The sequence below is a fragment of the Parabacteroides sp. PF5-6 genome (assembly GCF_029504695.1).
In the GTDB taxonomy this organism is placed as follows: Bacteria; Bacteroidota; Bacteroidia; order Bacteroidales; family Tannerellaceae; genus QVMG01.
Genome location: NZ_JAQFIN010000009.1, coordinates 24,259 through 43,696 on the forward strand (window position 1 = coordinate 24,259; position 19,438 = coordinate 43,696).

At 50.9% G+C, this 19,438-nt stretch carries 12 protein-coding genes; 6 read left to right on the top strand and 6 right to left on the bottom strand.

Annotated elements, in window-relative coordinates; all coding sequences use genetic code 11:
- The first annotated feature begins 32 nt into the window (after window positions 1–32).
- A complete protein-coding gene (locus tag M2133_RS11200) occupies window positions 33–2,123 on the top strand; it encodes a choice-of-anchor Q domain-containing protein (protein WP_277466219.1) in 2,091 nt (696 codons plus the stop codon).
- A 254-nt stretch (window positions 2,124–2,377) separates the two neighbouring features.
- Here M2133_RS11200 and M2133_RS11205 read toward each other — a convergent pair whose 3' ends face one another.
- Window positions 2,378–3,109: a DUF1080 domain-containing protein gene (locus M2133_RS11205; protein ID WP_277466220.1), complete on the bottom strand. Its 732-nt coding sequence runs from the start codon at window positions 3,107–3,109 to the stop codon at window positions 2,378–2,380.
- Window positions 3,110–3,211: 102 nt separating this feature from the next.
- On the bottom strand, window positions 3,212–4,375 hold the full coding sequence (locus tag M2133_RS11210) for a CapA family protein (RefSeq protein ID WP_277466221.1): 1,164 nt from the start codon (window positions 4,373–4,375) through the stop codon (window positions 3,212–3,214).
- A gap of 54 nt (window positions 4,376–4,429) precedes the next feature.
- On the opposite strand from M2133_RS11210, the gene M2133_RS11215 reads away from it, so the two are divergent.
- The gene (locus M2133_RS11215) at window positions 4,430–5,341 is read left to right on the top strand and encodes an aldo/keto reductase (protein WP_277466222.1); all 912 of its coding nucleotides are present in this window, start codon (window positions 4,430–4,432) and stop codon (window positions 5,339–5,341) included.
- A 45-nt stretch (window positions 5,342–5,386) separates the two neighbouring features.
- Here M2133_RS11215 and uxaC read toward each other — a convergent pair whose 3' ends face one another.
- Window positions 5,387–6,790, bottom strand: coding sequence for a glucuronate isomerase (gene uxaC, locus M2133_RS11220; RefSeq protein ID WP_277466223.1), 1,404 nt, complete (start codon window positions 6,788–6,790; stop codon window positions 5,387–5,389).
- 181 nt (window positions 6,791–6,971) lie between these two features.
- On the opposite strand from uxaC, the gene M2133_RS11225 reads away from it, so the two are divergent.
- From M2133_RS11225 to M2133_RS11240, 4 genes are all read left to right on the top strand, one after another.
- A complete protein-coding gene (locus M2133_RS11225) occupies window positions 6,972–7,784 on the top strand; it encodes an SDR family oxidoreductase (RefSeq protein WP_277466224.1) in 813 nt (270 codons plus the stop codon).
- Between the two features lie 148 nt (window positions 7,785–7,932).
- Window positions 7,933–9,111, top strand: a complete 1,179-nt coding sequence (gene uxuA / locus M2133_RS11230) for a mannonate dehydratase (RefSeq protein WP_277466225.1) — start codon at window positions 7,933–7,935, stop codon at window positions 9,109–9,111.
- A 24-nt stretch (window positions 9,112–9,135) separates the two neighbouring features.
- Window positions 9,136–10,179, top strand: coding sequence for a sugar kinase (locus tag M2133_RS11235; protein WP_277466227.1), 1,044 nt, complete (start codon window positions 9,136–9,138; stop codon window positions 10,177–10,179).
- A 32-nt stretch (window positions 10,180–10,211) separates the two neighbouring features.
- Complete coding sequence (locus M2133_RS11240; protein ID WP_277466228.1) at window positions 10,212–10,880, top strand: bifunctional 4-hydroxy-2-oxoglutarate aldolase/2-dehydro-3-deoxy-phosphogluconate aldolase; 669 nt, start codon at window positions 10,212–10,214, stop codon at window positions 10,878–10,880.
- Window positions 10,881–10,898: 18 nt separating this feature from the next.
- Here M2133_RS11240 and M2133_RS11245 read toward each other — a convergent pair whose 3' ends face one another.
- From M2133_RS11245 to M2133_RS11255, 3 genes are all read right to left on the bottom strand, one after another.
- Window positions 10,899–14,981 carry a right-handed parallel beta-helix repeat-containing protein gene (locus M2133_RS11245; RefSeq protein ID WP_277466229.1) on the bottom strand — a complete coding sequence of 1,361 codons (4,083 nt, stop codon included), beginning with the start codon at window positions 14,979–14,981 and terminating at the stop codon, window positions 10,899–10,901.
- A gap of 1,149 nt (window positions 14,982–16,130) precedes the next feature.
- Window positions 16,131–17,327 carry a hypothetical protein gene (locus M2133_RS11250; protein WP_277466230.1) on the bottom strand — a complete coding sequence of 399 codons (1,197 nt, stop codon included), beginning with the start codon at window positions 17,325–17,327 and terminating at the stop codon, window positions 16,131–16,133.
- A gap of 29 nt (window positions 17,328–17,356) precedes the next feature.
- The gene (locus tag M2133_RS11255) at window positions 17,357–19,420 is read right to left on the bottom strand and encodes a DUF349 domain-containing protein (protein WP_277466231.1); all 2,064 of its coding nucleotides are present in this window, start codon (window positions 19,418–19,420) and stop codon (window positions 17,357–17,359) included.
- Window positions 19,421–19,438 lie beyond the last annotated feature (18 nt).

Consider the following 19,438-nt stretch of genomic DNA (forward strand, 5'->3'; position numbering starts at 1 on the left):
TTGCTTATTGTCTAATTTAAATACAAACCGCTATGAAACAGAAGTTATTTACCCCCCACCTGATCCTCTGGATCGCCCTGTTACTCCTCTCCCTTTCGGGACAAGCGCAAAACGCACTCTATGTCAACGCGAAGGCATCGCCCGGCGGCGATGGTTCCTCCTGGAATCAGGCACTGTCCTCGCTTAGCGATGCCCTATTATTTACCCATGACGATAGAGACACCCCCTACACTCTCCATGTTGCCCAGGGCACGTATTACCCGGAGAGCTATTTCGGGTTAGAGAAGTATGAAGACCAAGACCCTGATCTCAGTACGATCGACTACACCTTCCTGATCCTCTCCGACATCACGATCCTGGGCGGATACAAAGCCGACGGATCCGGCGAACGCGATCCGGCGAAGTACCCCACCATTCTCAGTGGCGACCTGGATAAAAGCGGAGGGTTCTCCGACGGCGACGCCTGCCATGTGGTGCTGGCGGTAGGGACAGAAGAGACGCGTATCCAGCCTACCCTCGAGGGTCTGACGATCACCGGAGGCTATAGCCCGGAGGGAGATGAAATGGTTGTAAAGACAGACATCAGCCCTCGCCACCACATCAGCCACGGCGACGGCGGCGGTTTGTATAACTACTTTGCCGATACCCACCTGCGGCAGGTGGTGGTCACCGCCAACCAAGCCAACAACTATGGCGGCGGGATCTTCAACAACTTCAGCGCGACAGTATTTACCTCGGTGCAGATCACCGCCAACCACGCAGGCTGGTCGGGCGGCGCGATCGCTATCGACCTCGGCTCTGCGGAGATTACCCAGGCGATAATTACCGGCAATCAGGCCGGTCACTTTGGCGGCGCGATCAGTGGCTTCTACCGTAGCTCCGCCCTATTAACCCAGGTCACCCTGGTGGGCAATCAGGCAGGCGATGGAGGCGGAGTATTCTATAGCCAACTTCTATCCTACTACAAGCTGTACAATAGCGTCGTCTGGGGCAATACGGCCAATGATGAGATCGATAATTACGACTCCGACGACTCCGACGACACTTTCCCCACCCACACCTATTGCCTGGTGCAAGGAGAAGGTCCCGAAGGCGAAGGCAACCTGGACGGTACGACGATCACCGACCCCGGCTTTGTCAACCTGATCGTTTCGGCCACTACCGGCTGGACCCCTACCGCCGGCGGCGACTACCGCCTGACCAACGACAGCCCCCTGATCGACGCGGGGAGTAACGATCTTTATCCCGGTGCCGATGAAGGTTTCGATCTGAATACCGACCTCGACCTGGCCGGTAAGCCTCGCCTGAACGGCGAGACAGTCGATATCGGCGCCTATGAATGGTACTTCTTGGAAGACGATCCGTCGGAAGATGATCCGGAAACGATCTATCACCCCTTCACCCTCACCCTCGCCCCGGGCATCGACCTCGCCCCGGGCCTCACCGTCGGCACACACCAGGTGGCCGAGGGCGATCACCTCTTCCTGCAATTCCTGCCCCAAGACCCTACACTCACGGCAGATGACGTACTATTGCTTATAGACGGTGTAGACACCCCCTTCAACGTGCCCAGCGGCAACACCTACTACAGCTATATCCTGCCCATCACCGCCGAACATACGGCCGTGATCGCCCAACGAAAGTATCCCGTCACCCTCACCCCCACGGAAGGCATCACCTATACCCCCGACGCCGGTGTACACCTGGTGGACTACGCCGCTCCTTTTAGCTTTACCGTCACCGGCACGTTCGATCCGGAAAAGCTGCGGATATATGTAAGCTCCACCAACATCAGCCAAGGGGAGGCGCTGCGAAGCGAAACACTTCCTATCTCTTCTATCTCCTACACCATCGACGCCGTTACCGGCCCGGTCACCGTCACCCTCGACGGCTATACCACGTCGAACGCCTCGCTAACGCATGGCATTCGAGTGGTAGTTGAAAGTGGAAAGTTGAAAGTTGAAAACGGAACGGCTGACGCAGTAGACGTGGTGATACATAATGTAACCGGCCAGACCGTTGTGCAACTGCCTGAACTTCGTGGTTCGAAAACCCTTACATTGCGGCCGGGTATCTACCTGGTGAAAGTTGCCGATACAGTATATAAAGTCAGCGTGCACTAACACCCATTTGGGGCCCTGCACACCCCCCTTTTCAAACTACCGGTAGTTTGCGCGCAAACTACTAATATTTTGTCGACAAACTACCGGTAGTTGGTGAACAAACTACCGGTAGTTTGAAAAAGGGGATATCAGCGAGTGGTTTTTCAAAATAAAACACCGCACTTTAGGCGACAAAAGTGCAATGTTTTGTCGACCAAAGTGCGGTGTTTTGAAAAAGGAAACTGTGCTAACGTATTTATTAGAATAATGGTTAATTACAGCTCGCGGATTTTGATGTTGCGGAACCAGCAGTCGTAACCGTGGTCTTGCAGGCCGATAAAGCCTTCTTTGGCGGGGCCTTCTTTGAAACCTTCCCAGTCTTTGAACTTGCTTTTGCTCACCATATCGTACCATTCCGGGGTCCAGAGTTCATAGGCTACCACCTGAACACCGTTTTGCGTATGGGTTACTTTTCCGTCTTTCACACGGATCACGATCGTGTTCCACTCATTGGCCGGACGGGCATTCTGCGGCAGTGCCGGGAGAATATCATACAAGGAGCCGGCCAGGTGGTTGCTCAGTTTCGTATCGCCGGCATACCAGTTGTCGAGCACCTGCACTTCAGGAGCGGCGAAATAGATCGGTTTGCCCGGATATTCCACTACATAATAGAAGATACCAGAGTTGCCTTCTTTCTGGATCTTCCAGTCGATAGAGAGTTCAAAGTTACTGTACTTCTTTGTTCCGAACAGGATATCACCGCCTTGTCCGTGGCCGGGACGCTTTTCATTGCCCCCCACTTTCATGGCGTTGTCGTCGATCGTCCAGTTGGCGGGCATGGCCGTATCGTTGCATTTACGCCAGCCGTCGAAGTTCTTACCGTCGAACAACAATACCCAGCCGTCTTTCTTTTCCTGGGCGGTTAATACATTACTGGTCTGAGCCGACAAGGTAGAGGCGGCACCCACCGTCAATAAAAATACGAAGGATAATACTAATTTCTTCATGGATTAATACTTTTTAGATTATACATTTAAACACGGCGTGAAAGTAATAATAAATCAGTTATTTAAACCCCGAAAACAATAAAAGATCGTGCCATTTTAACGTTAGTAAAGATAAAAATCGGAAAAAGGGAGTGTGGGTAGGGTTGCTCGGGTATCTTCATCGAAGAGATTGATTTTCCGACGCTGTTCATCATCCAGATCGTATCGCTCCGCATGCCGCCGGTAGTCGTTCACCGGAATAATGCGGTAGATGGACTGCGTCTCCTCGTTGAAGCGGTTCACCCAGAAAGGTTCATACGCGGAAGAGATCCGGGCGGTCTGCCCTTCGTTCTTGACCAGGATCACTTCGAACAGGATGCCGCCATCGGCCCTTCGCCACTGCTGGTTGGAGATGAGATTACCCAAAGAATAGATCACCGGCACCGTATCGCCCGCGTGAGTCACAATCTCGTCATAAGGCTGTACGACATGGGGATGGGAACCGATAATCAGCTGTGTGCCGTTCTCCGCCAGGAAACGGGCGAGACGGCGTTGCTCGGCATGCTCTTTCTCATGATATTCATAACCCCAATGCATACAGGTGATGATATAATCCGGTTGACTAAGGCGGGCTTTCGCCAGATCGGCACGGATCTGCACGGTATCGGTCAGGTTGATGATATTGGGTTTGCGCACCGGCATGCCGTTCGTGCCGTAGGTATAATTCAGGAAAGCCAGGCGGATATGGTTGCGTTCCACCAATAGAGGATAGTGATCTGCCCTGTCCGTGGAATCGATAAAAGAGCCGGTATGCAGCAGATCCAACGCGCGCATATATTCGATCGTGCCTTCAATGCCTTTCCGCCCTTTATCCGCCGCATGGTTATTGGCGGTAAACAATAGGTCGAAGCCCGCGTCTTTCAATGCGTCGACAATCTCCGGAGGAGAAGAGAACAGCGGGTATCCCGAATAAGGTTTGCCACCCAATGCCACCTCGAAGTTGGCGATACTCAGGTCGGCGGAGCGGATCAGGTCTTGGATATAAGTAAACGGCGGATTAAAATTATACGTGCTATCCCCTCCCTCCTGCCAGGCGGACTCGTATTGCGTAGCATGTACCATCACATCACCGGCAAAGAGAAGGCGCAAAGTATCGGGCACGGCAACGGCCTCTTCGATCACTTCGTCTTGTGGAACAGCCTCACCCGATTTACCCCCTCTTATTCCAACCCAAAGTAAGAAAATCAACAAAAGAGAAACCGGCAGGATGTATTTTAATTGTCTCATTTGCGCAAAGATAGAGAAAAATAGGTATATTGCGCAACCTTAAATAAATCCATCATGAATAAAATAAACCGACGCAGTTTTATAAAATCCGGCATCGCCGGTATCGCCGGATTGTCTCTGGCCGGATCAGGGTTTGCCGGTACAGGGTGTTCCCTGACGCGGGAAACCACAGTAGATAAAGTGAAACTGGGCAAGACCGGCCTGAAGGTCTCGCGGATCGCCATGGGCAGTGGAACGATCGGCGGCAATAAAGAGTCGAACCAGACCCGCCTGGGGATGGAGATGTTCACCCGCCTGGCACGCCATGGCTACGACCGGGGCATCCGCTTCTATGATATGGCCGATTCGTATGGCTCACAACCTTTCTTCGGGAACGCGATCAAAGGCTTGCCGCGGGAGAAACTCACGCTGCTCACCAAATTATGGACCCATGCCGACGGATCGGATCGGATCCAACCGGTGAGGGAAAATCTCGACCGGATGCGCCAGGAATTAGGCACAGACTATATCGATATCCTGTTGATGCACTGCATGACACAAGGCAACTGGACCGAGAACCGCAAGCATTATATGGACGGCCTGTCGAAAGCCAAACAAGACGGCATCATCAAAGCGGTCGGCGTCTCCTGCCATAATATCGATGCCTTGCGGACGGCTGCTGAAAGTCCCTGGGTCGATGTGATCATGGCGCGTATCAATCCTTTCGGTACGAATATGGACGCGGAACCGGAGATCGTCAAAGAAGTATTGGCCACCGCCCGCGCCAATGGCAAAGGTATTGTCGGCATGAAAATCTTCGGTGAGGGCAAACGTATCCTCGAAGAAGAACGCGAACAGTCCATCCAATTCGCCTGGCAAGAGTCGAATATCCACTGTATGACACTCGGCCTCGAGTCAATCGAACAGATGGACGACGCGATCGAAAGGGTCATGCGCTTATCCGGTACCTTTTCAGGAACTGATTAAATAAACTCTGCCGTACTTTGTCAACAGAAATAAAGTGCAGCTCTCTTAAAAACCAAAATACTCTTTTGCATTACGGTAGCTGATATCTTCGACCATCCGCCCCAGGAACGGTAGTTCGGAAGCGGGTAACAGGCCGTTTTCCACATCGTTCCCGATCAGGTTGCACAGGGTACGGCGGAAGTATTCATGGCGCGGGTAAGAGAGGAAACTGCGGGAGTCGGTCAGCATCCCGACAAAACGGCTCAACAGACCCAATGAGGACAAGGCATTCATCTGTTTCTCCATCCCGTCTTTCTGATCGAGGAACCACCAGCCGGAACCGAACTGAATCTTGCCCGGTACGCTTCCGTCCTGGAAATTGCCGATCATGGTCGCGATCATCTCATTGGCACACGGATTCAGATTATACAGGATCGTTTGGGCCAGTTTATCCTGCTGATCCAGACGATCCAGGAAACGAGACAAAGCGCCTGCCGTATTCCATTCGCCGATCGAGTCAAAGCCGATGTCCGGTCCTAACTGATTAAACAGGCGGGTATTATTATTACGGAGCGCTCCGTAATGGAATTGTTGTGTCCAGCCTTTCTCCCAATCCATCTCACCGAAAGCGACCAGGATCGCGGATTTGTATTTACGGATCTCCTCCGAAGTCAGATGTATCCCCCCGAATACCTTATGGAAAATCGTATGGATCTCCGCTTCCGTATAGTCTTCGCCATAGAATTCTTCCAGCCCATGATCGGAAAGGCGACATCCCTGTGTGGCAAAGAAATCATGCCGTTTGCGCAAGGCCTCGATCAATTCGGGATAAGAAGAGATCCGCACGCCGCTGACCTCGGAAAGTTTGCTTACATAAGAAATAAACGAAGTAGGGTTTTCCACCGCCATCGCCTTATCCGGTCGCCAGGTAGGGAACATCTTTATCTCAAAACCCTCTTCGGCAGTCTGTTTATGCCACTCCAGGCTATCGATGGGATCGTCTGTCGTGCAAACCACTTCTACATGGTACCGCCGCATCAACCCCCGGGCAGAGAATTCCGATGACTGTAACTTCTCATTACATTCGTCATAAATCTCCTTTGCCGTAGACGGATTTAATAATTTATTGATCCCAAAGGCCGTACTCAGCTCCAGATGCGTCCAGTGATACAGAGGATTGCGCATGGTATAGGGAACGGTCTCCGCCCATTGCTGAAATTTCTCCCAGTCGGAAGCATCACCTGTACAGTATTTCTCCGCCACACCGTTTGTGCGCATCGCCCGCCATTTATAATGATCCCCTCCTAACCAGAGTTCTGTGATCGAACGGAATTTATAATCGGAAGCGACCATTCTCGGGTCCAGGTGACAATGATAGTCGATAATCGGCATCTTAGCCGCGTGATTGTGATAAAGTTCTTCGGCTGTCGCGGTCTGCAACAGGAAGTTTTTGTCCATAAATGTTTTCATTGCAATCGTATTTTTGGACAAAGAAGGACAAAAAATAAGAAGGAAACAAACATATCTTGTTAAAATATGTGTGCGAGCACACAACATACTGAATAAATGTATTACATTTGCGGCGATGCTCTCTATGAAAGCATTTTATCCGTATGAATCAGCATATTCAGATAACTTAAAATATAATCGTATGAATAACTTATTTGACCTAAAAGGGAATGTAGTGGTGATCACCGGTGGTGCCGGTATCTTAGGCCGGGGAATTGGCGGATACCTGGCGGAGCAGGGTGCAAAGATCGTGATCCTCGACCGCGATGAAGCGGCCGGAAAAGCATTGGTCGGCGATATCGAAGGAAGAGGCGGCGATGCGCTCTTCCTGACTACCGATGTATTGAATAAAGAGGTGTTAGAAAAGAACCGGGAAGATATCATTGCCCATTACGGCAAGATTGATGTATTGCTGAATGCTGCCGGAGGGAATATGTCCGGTGCGACTATCCCGCCCGATAAGACCATCCTCGATCTGGAGATCGATGCGTTCCGGAAGGTGGTCGACCTCAACCTTTTCGGAACGGTGATCCCCTCGATGGTGTTTATCCCCGAACTGGCCAAACAGGAGAAAGGCAGTATCGTGAATTTTGCTTCGATCTCTTCGCTGCGTCCGTTAACGCGTGTGGTCGGTTACGGTTGTGCCAAAGCGGCGATTGCGAATTTCACGAAATACCTGGCGGCCGAGCTGGCGCAGAAATTCGGATCACACCTGCGTGTCAACGCGATCGTTCCGGGTTTCTTTATTACCCAACAAAACGAATCGTTGCTTCTGAATCCGGATGGTTCCTTTACCGACCGTTCGAAAGCGATCCTGGGGCATACCCCCTTCAACCGCTTCGGTGAGCCGGAAGAATTATTCGGCACCATCCATTACCTGATCAGCGATGCCTCCAAATTTGTGACGGGCACGCTGGCGATTGTCGATGGAGGCTTTGATGCTTATACGATTTGAGAGTAGTTAGTAGTTAGTAGTTGATAGTTAGTAGTTAGTAGGCGGCAAGCGATATTTGCCTAATTACTGCATGCGCCTACCAACTACCAACTACTAACTACCAACTACTCAATTAATCATTAATCATTAACAATTAATAATTACAAACATGTTTCTATGTGAACAATCATGGCGTTGGTACGGGCCGAATGATCCCGTCAGCCTCGCGGATATTTGCCAGGCCGGGGCTACCGGTATTGTAACGGCATTACACCATATCCCGAATGGGGAAGTATGGACAGTGGAAGAAATCAATAAGCGGAAAGCGGAGATCGAAGCGTTTGGTTTGCGTTGGAACGCGGTAGAAAGTGTTCCGGTGCACGAACATATCAAAACGCAGACCGGTGATTTCCAAAAGTATATCGAGAACTACAAAGAGAGCGTCCGTAACCTGGGCCGGTGCGGGGTGAATGTGGTCACCTATAACTTTATGCCGGTATTGGACTGGACCCGGACGGATCTTTTATACGAGATGCCCGACGGATCGAAAGCTTTGCGCTTTGAACGTGCTGCTTTTATGGCGTTCGACCTGTTTATCCTCCAGCGTCCCGGCGCCGAAGCCGAATATACGGACGAAGAGAAGGCGAAAGCCAAAAGACGCTTCGACCAGATGTCGGAAGCTGAGAAAGAACTATTGACCCGCAATATCATCGCCGGCCTGCCCGGATCGGAAGAGAGCTTCACGGTCGCCCAATTCCAGGAAGCGCTCGACCGCTACCAAGGGATCGATGCGGAACAATTGCGCAACAACCTGATCTACTTCCTCCGGGAGATCACACCCGTTGCCGACGAAGCTGGTGTGGTATTGGTGATCCATCCCGACGATCCGCCTTATCCTATCCTGGGTTTGCCGCGTATCCTGAGTACGGAAGAAGATTTCCGCAAACTGATCGAAGCGGTTCCCAACCGCAGTAACGGCCTTTGCCTGTGTACCGGCTCGTATGGCGTTCGCGCGGATAATGACCTGGCAGGCATGATTACCCGCTTCGGTGATCGCATTTACTTTGTGCATTTCCGCAGCACGAAGAGCAATGCGGAAGGTGATTTCTATGAAGCCAACCACCTGGAAGGCGATGTGGATATGTACGCCGTGATGAAAGCCCTATTGGAGGTCGAGCAGAAAGAACAACGTAGCATCATCATGCGCCCCGACCACGGACACCTGATGATCGATGACCTGAAGAAGAAGACCAATCCGGGTTATTCCTGTATCGGTCGCCTGCGCGGACTGGCCGAATTACGGGGTTTGGAGATGGGGATAGCGAAGTCTTTCAAGATAATTGATTAAATTTGCAGCGCTTAAGTAATTCAAATGGAAAAGAAAATTGTAACCTTCGGAGAGATTATGCTGCGTCTGGCCACTCCGGATTATCTTCGCTTTAATCAGACCGACAAATTGAATGCTACCTTTGGAGGGGGCGAGGCAAACGTTGCCGTGTCCCTGGCCAACTATGGACTCAAAGCCGACTTTGTCACCCGTCTGCCGAAAAACGATATCGCACGTGCCTGTGTGATGGACTTGCGTAAATATAATGTAGGAACCGACCATATCGTTTATGGTGGCGACCGCATGGGTATTTATTTCCTGGAAACAGGGGCTGTGGCCCGTGCCAGCAAGGTGGTTTACGACCGCGCCTATTCTTCGATCGCCCGGATCGAGAGCGGAATGATCGACTGGGAGAAGGTTTTCGAAGGCGCTACCTGGTTTCATTGGACAGGCATCACTCCCGCCATCTCACAGGGTGCTGCCGATGTATGCCTCGAGGCGGTACAGGCGGCCAACCGGTTGGGGATAACCGTCAGCTGTGATATCAACTACCGCAAGAACCTGTGGAAATACGGTAAGACCGCTTCGGAAGTGATGCCGGCATTGGTTGAATGTTGCGATGTGGTATTAGGCAACGAAGAAGATTGTGAGAAGGTATTCGGTATCCAGCCGGAAGGGTTTGATGTGACTGCCACACAAGGCGAAGTGGATGCCGCCGAATTCGAATCGGTCTGCATACAGATGCAAAAACGTTTCCCGCGGGCCAAGAAGGTAATCATCACCCTGCGCGGAGCCATTAATGCCAATCACAATACCTGGGGAGGTGTTCTGTATACCGAAGGAACACTCTACTCATCCAAACGCTACGATATCACCCATATCGTCGACCGGGTAGGCGGTGGCGACTCCTTTATGGGTGGACTGATCTACGGACTGATCACCTGGCCGCAGGATCACCAAAAAGCCTTGGAATTTGCCGTAGCCGCTTCCTGTCTGAAGCATACGATCTATGGCGATTACAACCAGGTAACGGTCGACGAAGTAGAGAAACTGATGGCGGGTGATGGCTCGGGAAGAGTATCCAGATAAAGACTAAGGATTAATCATTAACAATTATAAACGTGGCAAGATTTAATAAACTACAATCAATCGAGGCAATGCGTGCGACCGGAATGGTTCCGGTATTCTATCATGCCGATCTTACTATTGCCCAAAATGTGCTGAAGGCTTGTTATGCCGGAGGTGTTCGGGTATTTGAATTTACGAACCGGGGCGACTTTGCCCAGGATGTATTCGCGGCCTTAGTGAAATATGCGGCAAAGGAATGCCCGGAGATGATCCTGGGTATCGGCTCGATTGTCGACCCGGCTACTGCTGCCTTTTATCTGCAGCTGGGTGCGAACTTCGTTGTCGGGCCTTGTTTCAACCCCGAGATCGCCAAGGTGTGCAACCGCCGCCTGGTGCCTTATATCCCCGGATGCGGATCGGTCTCTGAGATCGGTCAGGCACAGGAAGTGGGATGTGATGTATGCAAGGTCTTCCCGGCAGGCAATGTCGGTGGCCCTTCTTTCGTTAAGAATATCAAAGCCCCGATGCCCTGGTCGATGCTGATGGTTACCGGTGGTGTCGAGCCGACCCAGGAAAACCTCAACGCCTGGATCAAAGCCGGCGTTACCTGCGTAGGTATGGGCTCGAACCTCTTCCCCGCCAGCGTGATCGCCGCCGGCGAATGGGACAAGATCACGGCGCTCTGCCGCGAGTCTTTAGATATTATCCGGGCGGTGCGGTAAGGCGGTGCGGATCACCTCTCAATCCACAAACACTTTCCGGGCCAGGCCTTCGGCCCGAATCAGGTAGATGCCCGTAGCTAACGGGATATTTACGGTGCCGGTCAGTGTTTGTGCGAAACAGGGGATGCCTGCGGCGGTATAGACCGTGACTTTCGTTTCCGCTGTTGGCGGAGTGATATGCAGATTTCCCGATGAAGTATAGATCTGCCAACCGTCTTTCTCCGGATGGATATTGCCGGTGGGCTGGCTTCGGGTCACGCCTCCGATCGTTATAACGCAGTCCTCAGTTCCTATGGGTATGATTACCATATAGCGGCCGGGGCTTATTTCTTTTAAATCCATCTCTTTATCGTTCACCCACAGTCGGATGGCTGAGTCGGTAAAGTCGGCATCGAGGGTGAGGTAAAGTACGAGATGCCCGTCTTCCTCAACGGTATGTATGCCCGGTCCCGGTTCGGTCGTGACACCTTCCACCTCGGGAATGGTCAGCGTATGATAGACGGGTATGCGCGCGACGTTTTCAAACGCGCCCATAAAGATATTTTTCCCGCTATTACTCAACCGTTTATTTCCTTCCAAATCAAAGAGTGAAACGTCTTTGGGATACCATTCGGCCGATCCGCGGAAGGTTCCCGGATAGATATGTTGCGCATAATAGTCGGCTGTCAGTTCCGGATCGATATCGATCACACCTTCCACACCACCACCTTCCAACAGGCTGTTCGCATAGTCCGAAGAAGAATCTTCATCGTTTACCACATTGTCGGGTTCCTCTTCCTTGCGGTTGCCCCAGATCATGGTGTTGTAGGATGTCATCTCTGAATTATCGTTATAGATGCCTGCTCCGGATTCCGTTGCCGTATTCTCCGCCAGGGTGACATTGGTCAGGAGTGACGAAGCGGTTTGGCTGTACATCCCGCCACCCATTTCGGCATTATTCTTCGCGATCAACCCATTGGTCAGGCTGAGCGAACCGGACTCGTTAAAGACCGCTCCTCCGGTGACGGCTTCATTCGCTTCGAAACGTACGCGCACCAGTTTCGTATCCGCATAGAGGTTCAACAGACCGCCGCCTTGCGACTGCTTCAGTTGATCGTCATCCGCCAAGGAGAACCGGCCGTCGGCCTGTCCGCCGCTAATGGTCAAGCCGTCGAATAGGGGGCTGATCCGGTCGTCGTCGGCTGTTCCCCAGGCTACGACCACGTGGTAGATATGATCATCTGAACCTGTTTCACCACTCAGGATCGTACGGTTACGTTTCAGGTCACGCTGATCCGGCGTTTCCGTCATATCATCTCCCCGGAAACCGCCGTAGATCTGTTGATCGTTGGTGATCAGGAAAGTCCGGTCGCGTTCGGTAAGTAGACTGCCGCCATAGTCCAATTGGAACCCGGAGGTATTCTCCGGCCGGTAGGTGCCTTTGGCGACATAGATCGGATGGGGTTCGTCGAGCGTATTATTATAGGTAATGGCATCGGCCAATGAAAGGAAAGCGTTCGTCCAGTCTTTGCCGCTTCCGTCGCCTTTGGCTTGCGCGTTGACGTATAAGGTATTGCCCGCTTCGATTTGGGGCACAGTCAAGACCGGCAGATTACCCGGTACACCCTCTTTGATTATGTTGAACACCGGGCTGGTACTTGGCAGGGTATAATCCCCGTCGGTATTGGGTTGCCAATCATCATCCGTCGGATCGGTCGGTCCGAAAAAGCCGGGGCCATCTCCTTCTTCGCTATTCGGGCCGTAGACAAGGCTGTTGGTAATCTCCGTCAATGGCACATTGGAACTATTAGGCTCCCCGCCGGCAATGTTTCCCCAGACGATGGAGTTTTCGAGCTCCGACGTACGCCACATCCAAGGAAAGCCCATAGGAATCGTTTGGTGTGAATAAAACGCCCCGCCGCCATTCTTCTGGATTGCCCGGTTATCGGCGATAACCGAATACTCCTGTTTGCTGGGTGCGAAATCTGTTTCCGTAGACGATTCCCAGTTCCCGGCGCGGGTCGTTACCTGGTTCATCGTTGGCACCTCATCGGTATAATAAGCAAAAGAGCTCACCACATTATATCCAATGGCTCCGCCGGTATTCGCCTGGTTACCGGTAAGGAAAGAATGGGAGAGATAGACCACGCCGCAGTCGAAGATACCACCGCCGGAGGTGCCTGCCGTATTACCGGCAATCCGTACCCGTTCGCCCGCGATCAGGTCCTGGTTCCAGATCCCGCCGCCGCATCTTCCCGCCTGGTTACTGAGGATCGCTACATCACGCATAGAAAGGGTCAATAACGTGGTGTCGCTCAGCATACGTTTGTTGTAGATCGCTCCGCCGTAGCCTACGGCCTGGTTATCGGTGAAGATCACCTGTTCGAAATGGGGACCGGCATTGAAGTTATAAAGCCCGGCGCCGTTGCAGTTTTCGAAACCGTTCGAGCTGATCGCCTGACATTCCGTATCATTGGCTCTCCCGTCGCGGATGGTCAGTCCGTTGAGATAGGGATGCAGTTCGGCTCCTTTCTCCCCATGAATGGATACGACATGGTAGGCATATACCTCTTCCGACAGCTTCCCGCTCAATACGGTGGAGTTAGCTACCAGGTCGCGTTCGTCGATTGCTTCTTCGCCATCGCCCCGGAAGCCGCCGTAGATCGACATACTTTTCCGGATCAGGAAGGTATAATTCTGCTCGATGATACCTTGATCCGCTGTTGTTTTCCCGGAATAATGCTCAGGCGTATAGGTGCCGCCCGCGATATAGATCGTATACGGTTTTTCTTGCGCGTTATTGAAATGGATCACATCGGTTAGCGACGGATGGGCATTCTCCCAACTACTGCCATTGCCCTCAGCACCCTGGCGCACATAGATAATACTATCGGCATCGGCAACCACCTCCTGCTCTTCAGCCCCTTCCATTATAAACAACCGCCCGTTGGCAAAGAATACCTTGCTAAAGAGATTCAGGTTGTAGTCGCCTTCGGTGGTGGGGGGCCAGGTATCCGGATTTTGTATGATCGGATTAACAAAAGAGGGGTCACGATCGTAGACGGTGCCGGGTTCGGATTCTTTGATATAGGGAGCTTCACAATCCGCTTTGCAAAAGTAACCGTCCACCGAGCTTCCTTCTACTACACTATGGGCGATAAGGGTGGTGCTGGCGAGGATGTCGTAGCCGACCGAACTGTTGCCTATACTATGCGAGAGATTCTCATTCGTTATATTTCCCCAGATAATAGAATGAAGGATAGTCGCTTGGGAATTGTTGTTATTATAGATCCCTGCTCCTATCTTGGCCTTTGTAAAATTTCCGCCTACGGTGATATTCGAAAACTCTGGTGTCGATGTTTCATTGTAAATGCCCCCACCAGGACCCGTAGCTGTATTTCCCGAGATTGTCGTATGAGAGATTCTCGGTTGAGCAGACTTCTCTATATATATACCGCCACCCCTCTCATGGCCATAATTACCCGCCACAGTCGATTGGGTTAAGGTAAAATCAGCATTTAGGGCATAGATCCCACCTCCGTAATCACATTGAATAGTATGATTGCCAATAACAATATGATCAGACATACTCATCGAGTATTCTTCATTAAAAGTCCCCAGTGCATACCCTTCGGTAATCCATAATCCATCGAGCAGTGGGGTGATAGGCTTCTCTGAGGTGCCAAGCATTACGACCACATGGCAGGCGTTTGTTTCTTCTTCCTTCAGGTTGCCACTTAATACGGTTCGGTTGGCTTCCAGATTCCTTTCTTCCAGGGTTTCATCGGGGTTATTCCCTTCAAAACCGCCATAGATCTGTACATTATTTCGGATCAGGAAAGTGTAGTCACATGGTGCAAGTTCGCGGTCAAAAGAACCCCAATAAGTAAATGCCTCATCAATCCCCCGATAACTACTTGGATAATAAGTCCCCCGGGCAATAAAGATCGAATCGTTATCGTCGGTTACTTGCAAAGCCTTATCCAATGTGGCAAAAGCCAGTTCCCAGGACGATCCATCTTTGTCGTCCGACCCTTTTTCACCATTCACATAATACCGGCTTTGAGCAAATGCGGTGTGGAACACGAATAGCGCTATCCAAAAAATACTTAATCTTCTCATTTACATACGGAATTTATAGTGCAAAGATATACTTTATATTGATTTCCAAAGGCTGCGAGTCGATATATAAATTTTATGTTTCAAAAAGTTTGAGAAGTGATTCCTTCCCTAAGCGAGGCTTGCCGAGCCATTCCCCTCTCAAGAGGGGAAGCGTTCAGGCTTCGCCTTCACGCGGCGCAAAGCGGTAAAATACGATTTTCTTTAATGTAATTCCTAAACCATTGAAAATGAGATCTTAATATTCTCTTCAGAAACTACCGGTAGTTTGCACGCAAAGTACTGGTAGTTTGGCAACAAACTATTAGTAGTTTGCGCGCAAAGTACCGGTAGTTTACCACATAAAAGTTTTTAGTCTGGTCTTCACCTTTCACCCGGTCGCCAGATCCCTGTATTCATCAGCGTTTCAGGTGAAAGATAAAGGCATACTTGAAAAACGTGAGACCTTCCCGGAAAAGGCTGCCGGCCTTTTTAAAAACCCTGCCGGCCTTTTGGGAAACCCTGCCGGCCTTTTGGGTAAAGGAGCCGCTTTTGTAGTCAAATGACGGATGTTAACAAATGCAAACAACAAATAGTGGTAAACCGATCATTCCGCACATAGTTTTTCGTTTTTTTACTACCATCATACAGCCGGGACAGGCAACAATGTTAAACCGATCACTGATGGGGTTCTTCAACAGGTATCAGAAAGTTACTTACAGGAATTTCACTGCTTTTTTTATTATCTGAAATAGCTATATGATTGATATACAGATGCGAAAGAAAATCCTGTATGATGTAAGTAAAAAAACGAAAAACGCTGTTCGGAGGGGATTTTTGGTTTTTTTTGTTCTTTAGGATCTTCAATTAGTTTGAGATGTGAAGGTTTACGATATCGGTATCTCGGCTCCTCTTCTTAGACAAGAAGAGGGGGACCACGGCTTGCCGTGGTGGAGCAGTTTGATCTTCTGACAAATCATAAATACCTATCTCATACAAAATTAGGATCAAACTACCCCACCATCGCCTACGGCTCTGGTCCACCCCCTTCTTTTCTAAGAAGGGGAGCCAGAAATGTCCATCTGCTATTATCCTACACCTTCACATTCTCTTCCATTTGAATATTCCACCTGATTTGTGGATAGTACAGATTAGATGCTTTCAGAAGAACTGTTAGCTGTTTTTTTCGATCAAGACAAAAGCGCGATATTGCGTGTCCCGATTGACGGGGCAAAGGGGGAAGTAGCCATGGCGGAGGCGGCCGTCTGCGAATTGGGCGGGATGGGATTGAAGTAGTTGTTGGTGGCGTTGCCAGGCGTCTTTTTCGTAGGTGATGCGGAAGTGGGCGGTGGCTTGCGGGTGGATCAGTCGTTCGAAGAGGCGGATGGCGAGCATGCCCATCGTATAGCGCATATTGATCTCCACGCAGGGATGGATCAGCGAGCGGTCCGCGGCATCGGTGTACAACAGCATATCGACACCCAGGTAACCGGTATATGCACCGCCGAAGGTTTCTTCAACGACCTGCCGGGTGATCTCTTTGAGGGAATGAAAAGCGGCCGTTCCGCTGTGGCGCGTGATCTCTTCCTCTAATCTTTCTTCCGATGCCAGCCAATTGCCACCATAGGTTTTCCAGCCTTCGGTGAGAAAGACGGAGAGGCCTTTGTATTCGGCTTTACCTTCGGGCGTCATATAAAATTCAAGGGCGAAATCTTTCTCTTTCCGCAGGCGCGGTTCGATGCTGACGGTGCCCTGCTTGCGCAATGCGCCCGTGAGCCATTCTTTTTCTTTGGCGGGCAACGGATGGTCGACGCGCAATAAACCCCGTCCGGAGGAGGAATACGGCATCTTTAATACAAAAGGAACGTCGGGACGGGCCAATAGATAGTGTTCCACCTCGGCGACGGAACAAAGGAATACCGGTGTCTTCGGCAGGGGATAGTCGGTTCGCTGCCGCATCATCTCCAGGCATTGGGCTGCCGTTTGCCGCCCGATCAGTGTGCGGTAGTTCTCTTTCCATTGGGGGATATACAGTGTCCGTTGTTCAACGGCGGCTAAAGTCTGAAAGAAACGGATTGTCTGCGGCGAAACTCCCCAGGGTGCCGCCTGCAAAGGCGGAAGCGAAAAAGCGGGATCGGCCCATAAAGCGGGTGTGAGCAGCGTCGGCCGCGCGGGAAAGTCGTCGGGCAGATCCGGAAAGTCAGCGTATGCTCCTTCTTCCACCCACACATAATCGCCCGCTTCCCCGTACCAAAGGGGCAGAAAAGCCAACTCCCGCTGCATGCGTTGCACATTAGCGGGAGGTGTATAATCAGGCTGCTCCAACAGGAGCGCCGCTTCGTATCCGGGATTGAAATAATGCAGGAGCATTCAACTTTCAACTGATGAGAATTTGGAGCTTACTCCAAATTCTCATCGATCGCTTCTATTTTCTTGATCGTCAAAGCCATTTCGTCTTTCAGCTTTTCGATCTTGCGTTCCATTTCTTTGACCAGGCCGCCTCCGCCTTTGGAGGAGATGCTCAGGAAGCCGATATTGTTTTCGTATGTCTGAAGCTCGTTTTTCATCCGGTCGTACATACGCATCAGCTTTTCGCGCTCGCCGTACAGCTTGTTTTTGCCCCGTTCACCGCTGGACATATCCGACAGGGTATTGCGGAACGACTGCATCCGGCGGTCGGTCTTATCCACTTTCAGGCGATCGAACTGTTTGTCGACAGCTTCGTGGTATTCTTTGTAGATCTTATCCTTTTCTTTGAACGGGACAAAGCCGATCCCTGCCCATTCCGACATGTATTCGCGCAGTTGGTTCAAGGCTTCGTCGGCATCCAGGCTTTCATCCAAGGCATTGATCTTTTCGATCAATTCTTTCTTGGTGGCCAGATTGGTTTGTTCGACGCTCTTCTGCGAAACGACATTCTTATTCTTTTCTTCAAAGAAAGCATCACAGGCGGAGATGAAACGTTTCCACACCACATCCGAATGTTTGCGGGCTACCGGACCGATCGTTTTCCACTCTTTCTGCAGGGCGATCATCTTATCCGTCGTTTCTTTCCAGTCCGTACTGTCTTTCAACGCTTCAGCTTGCTCACACAACTGGCGTTTCTTCTCGAGGTTTTTCTCCATATCCTCTTTGACGCCTTTGTAGAACTCGCTTTTCTTGTTGAAGTAGACGTCGCAGGCGGCACGGAAGCGTTCGAAGATCTTCACGTTGTATTTCTTCGGAGCGAAACCGATGGTTTTCCATTTATCCTGCAAGGCGATCACCTCTTTATTCTTCGCTTCCCAGTCTTTAAAGCTTTTCAACAGGGTGAAGTCGATGGCTTCGATCTCTTCGCAGATCGCTGTTTTCGCTTCGAGGTTTTCCTGTTCTTTCTCTTTCAGGCCTTCGAAATGCTCCTGATGGCGTTTGTTGATCACCGTCGAGGCGGTCTTGAAACGGGTCCAGAGCGATTCGCGCAGTTCTTTGGAAACCGGGCCTATCTCGCGCCATTGCTGGTGGAGCTTCTGCAGTTGATGGAATGCGGAGATCACATCCGGTTCGCTTTCCAGTTTCTCTACCGTTTCGCAAAGCGCGGTCTTCAATTCCAGGTTCTTCTTGAAGTCGTAATCTCGGAACTGATTGTTTATCTTGATGATATCATAGAATTTCTCGGTGTAGGTCTGGTAGTTGCGCCACAGTTCACTGGCGTGTTCCTGCGGGATCTGTTTCACTTCTTTCCAGCGTTGTTGGATCTCTTTAAACTCATTATACAGTTTATTGAAATCGTCCTGGCTCTCGGTCAACACTTTGAGTTGATCGATCATCTGCAGCTTCAACGCGTAGTTAGCCGCTTTGATCCGGTCTTCTTCGGCCAGGACAGCGGCACGCTTCTCGCGGTAGGTCGCCAACAGCTCTTTCAATCTCGCTTCCGCTTCATCTTCGGGAACGACAAACTCTTCCTCTACGCCTCCTTCTTCGATAAAAGCCTTCTTCAGGTCTTCGATCTCTATCCGGCGAAGTTTGTAATAGGATTGTTTCAAGGCTTCGATCTCGGGGCGCGACTTTTCGACAGACTCTTCCACTAAGGTTTCCAGTCTTTTCAGGATTTCCTCTTTGGTCAAATGATCCGTGGAAGGAGCAGGCTCTTCGACAGCCGGTTCCGGTGCAGGCTCTTCGGCAGTGGGTTCTGAGGCAGCTTCTACAATAGCCGGTTCTTCGGTAGCCGGTTCCGCTGCAGCCTCTACGGGCTGTTCGGTCTCAACGGCTTCCGGTGCAACAGCTTCCGGAGTTTCCGGAGCTTCCGTTGCCTGAGGCTCTTCTGCTTTTTCCTCGACAGCTACCGCTTGCGGTGCGTCCTGAGTGTTTTCTTCTACTGTTTTAGTTTCTTCTACTGTACTATTTTCCGTTACTTCTACCGGAGCCTTAGCATCTTCCAATTTACCGTTTTCTTCCGGCAAATTAGTTTCAAGAGTGTCCTTCATATTCATCACATTTAGAAA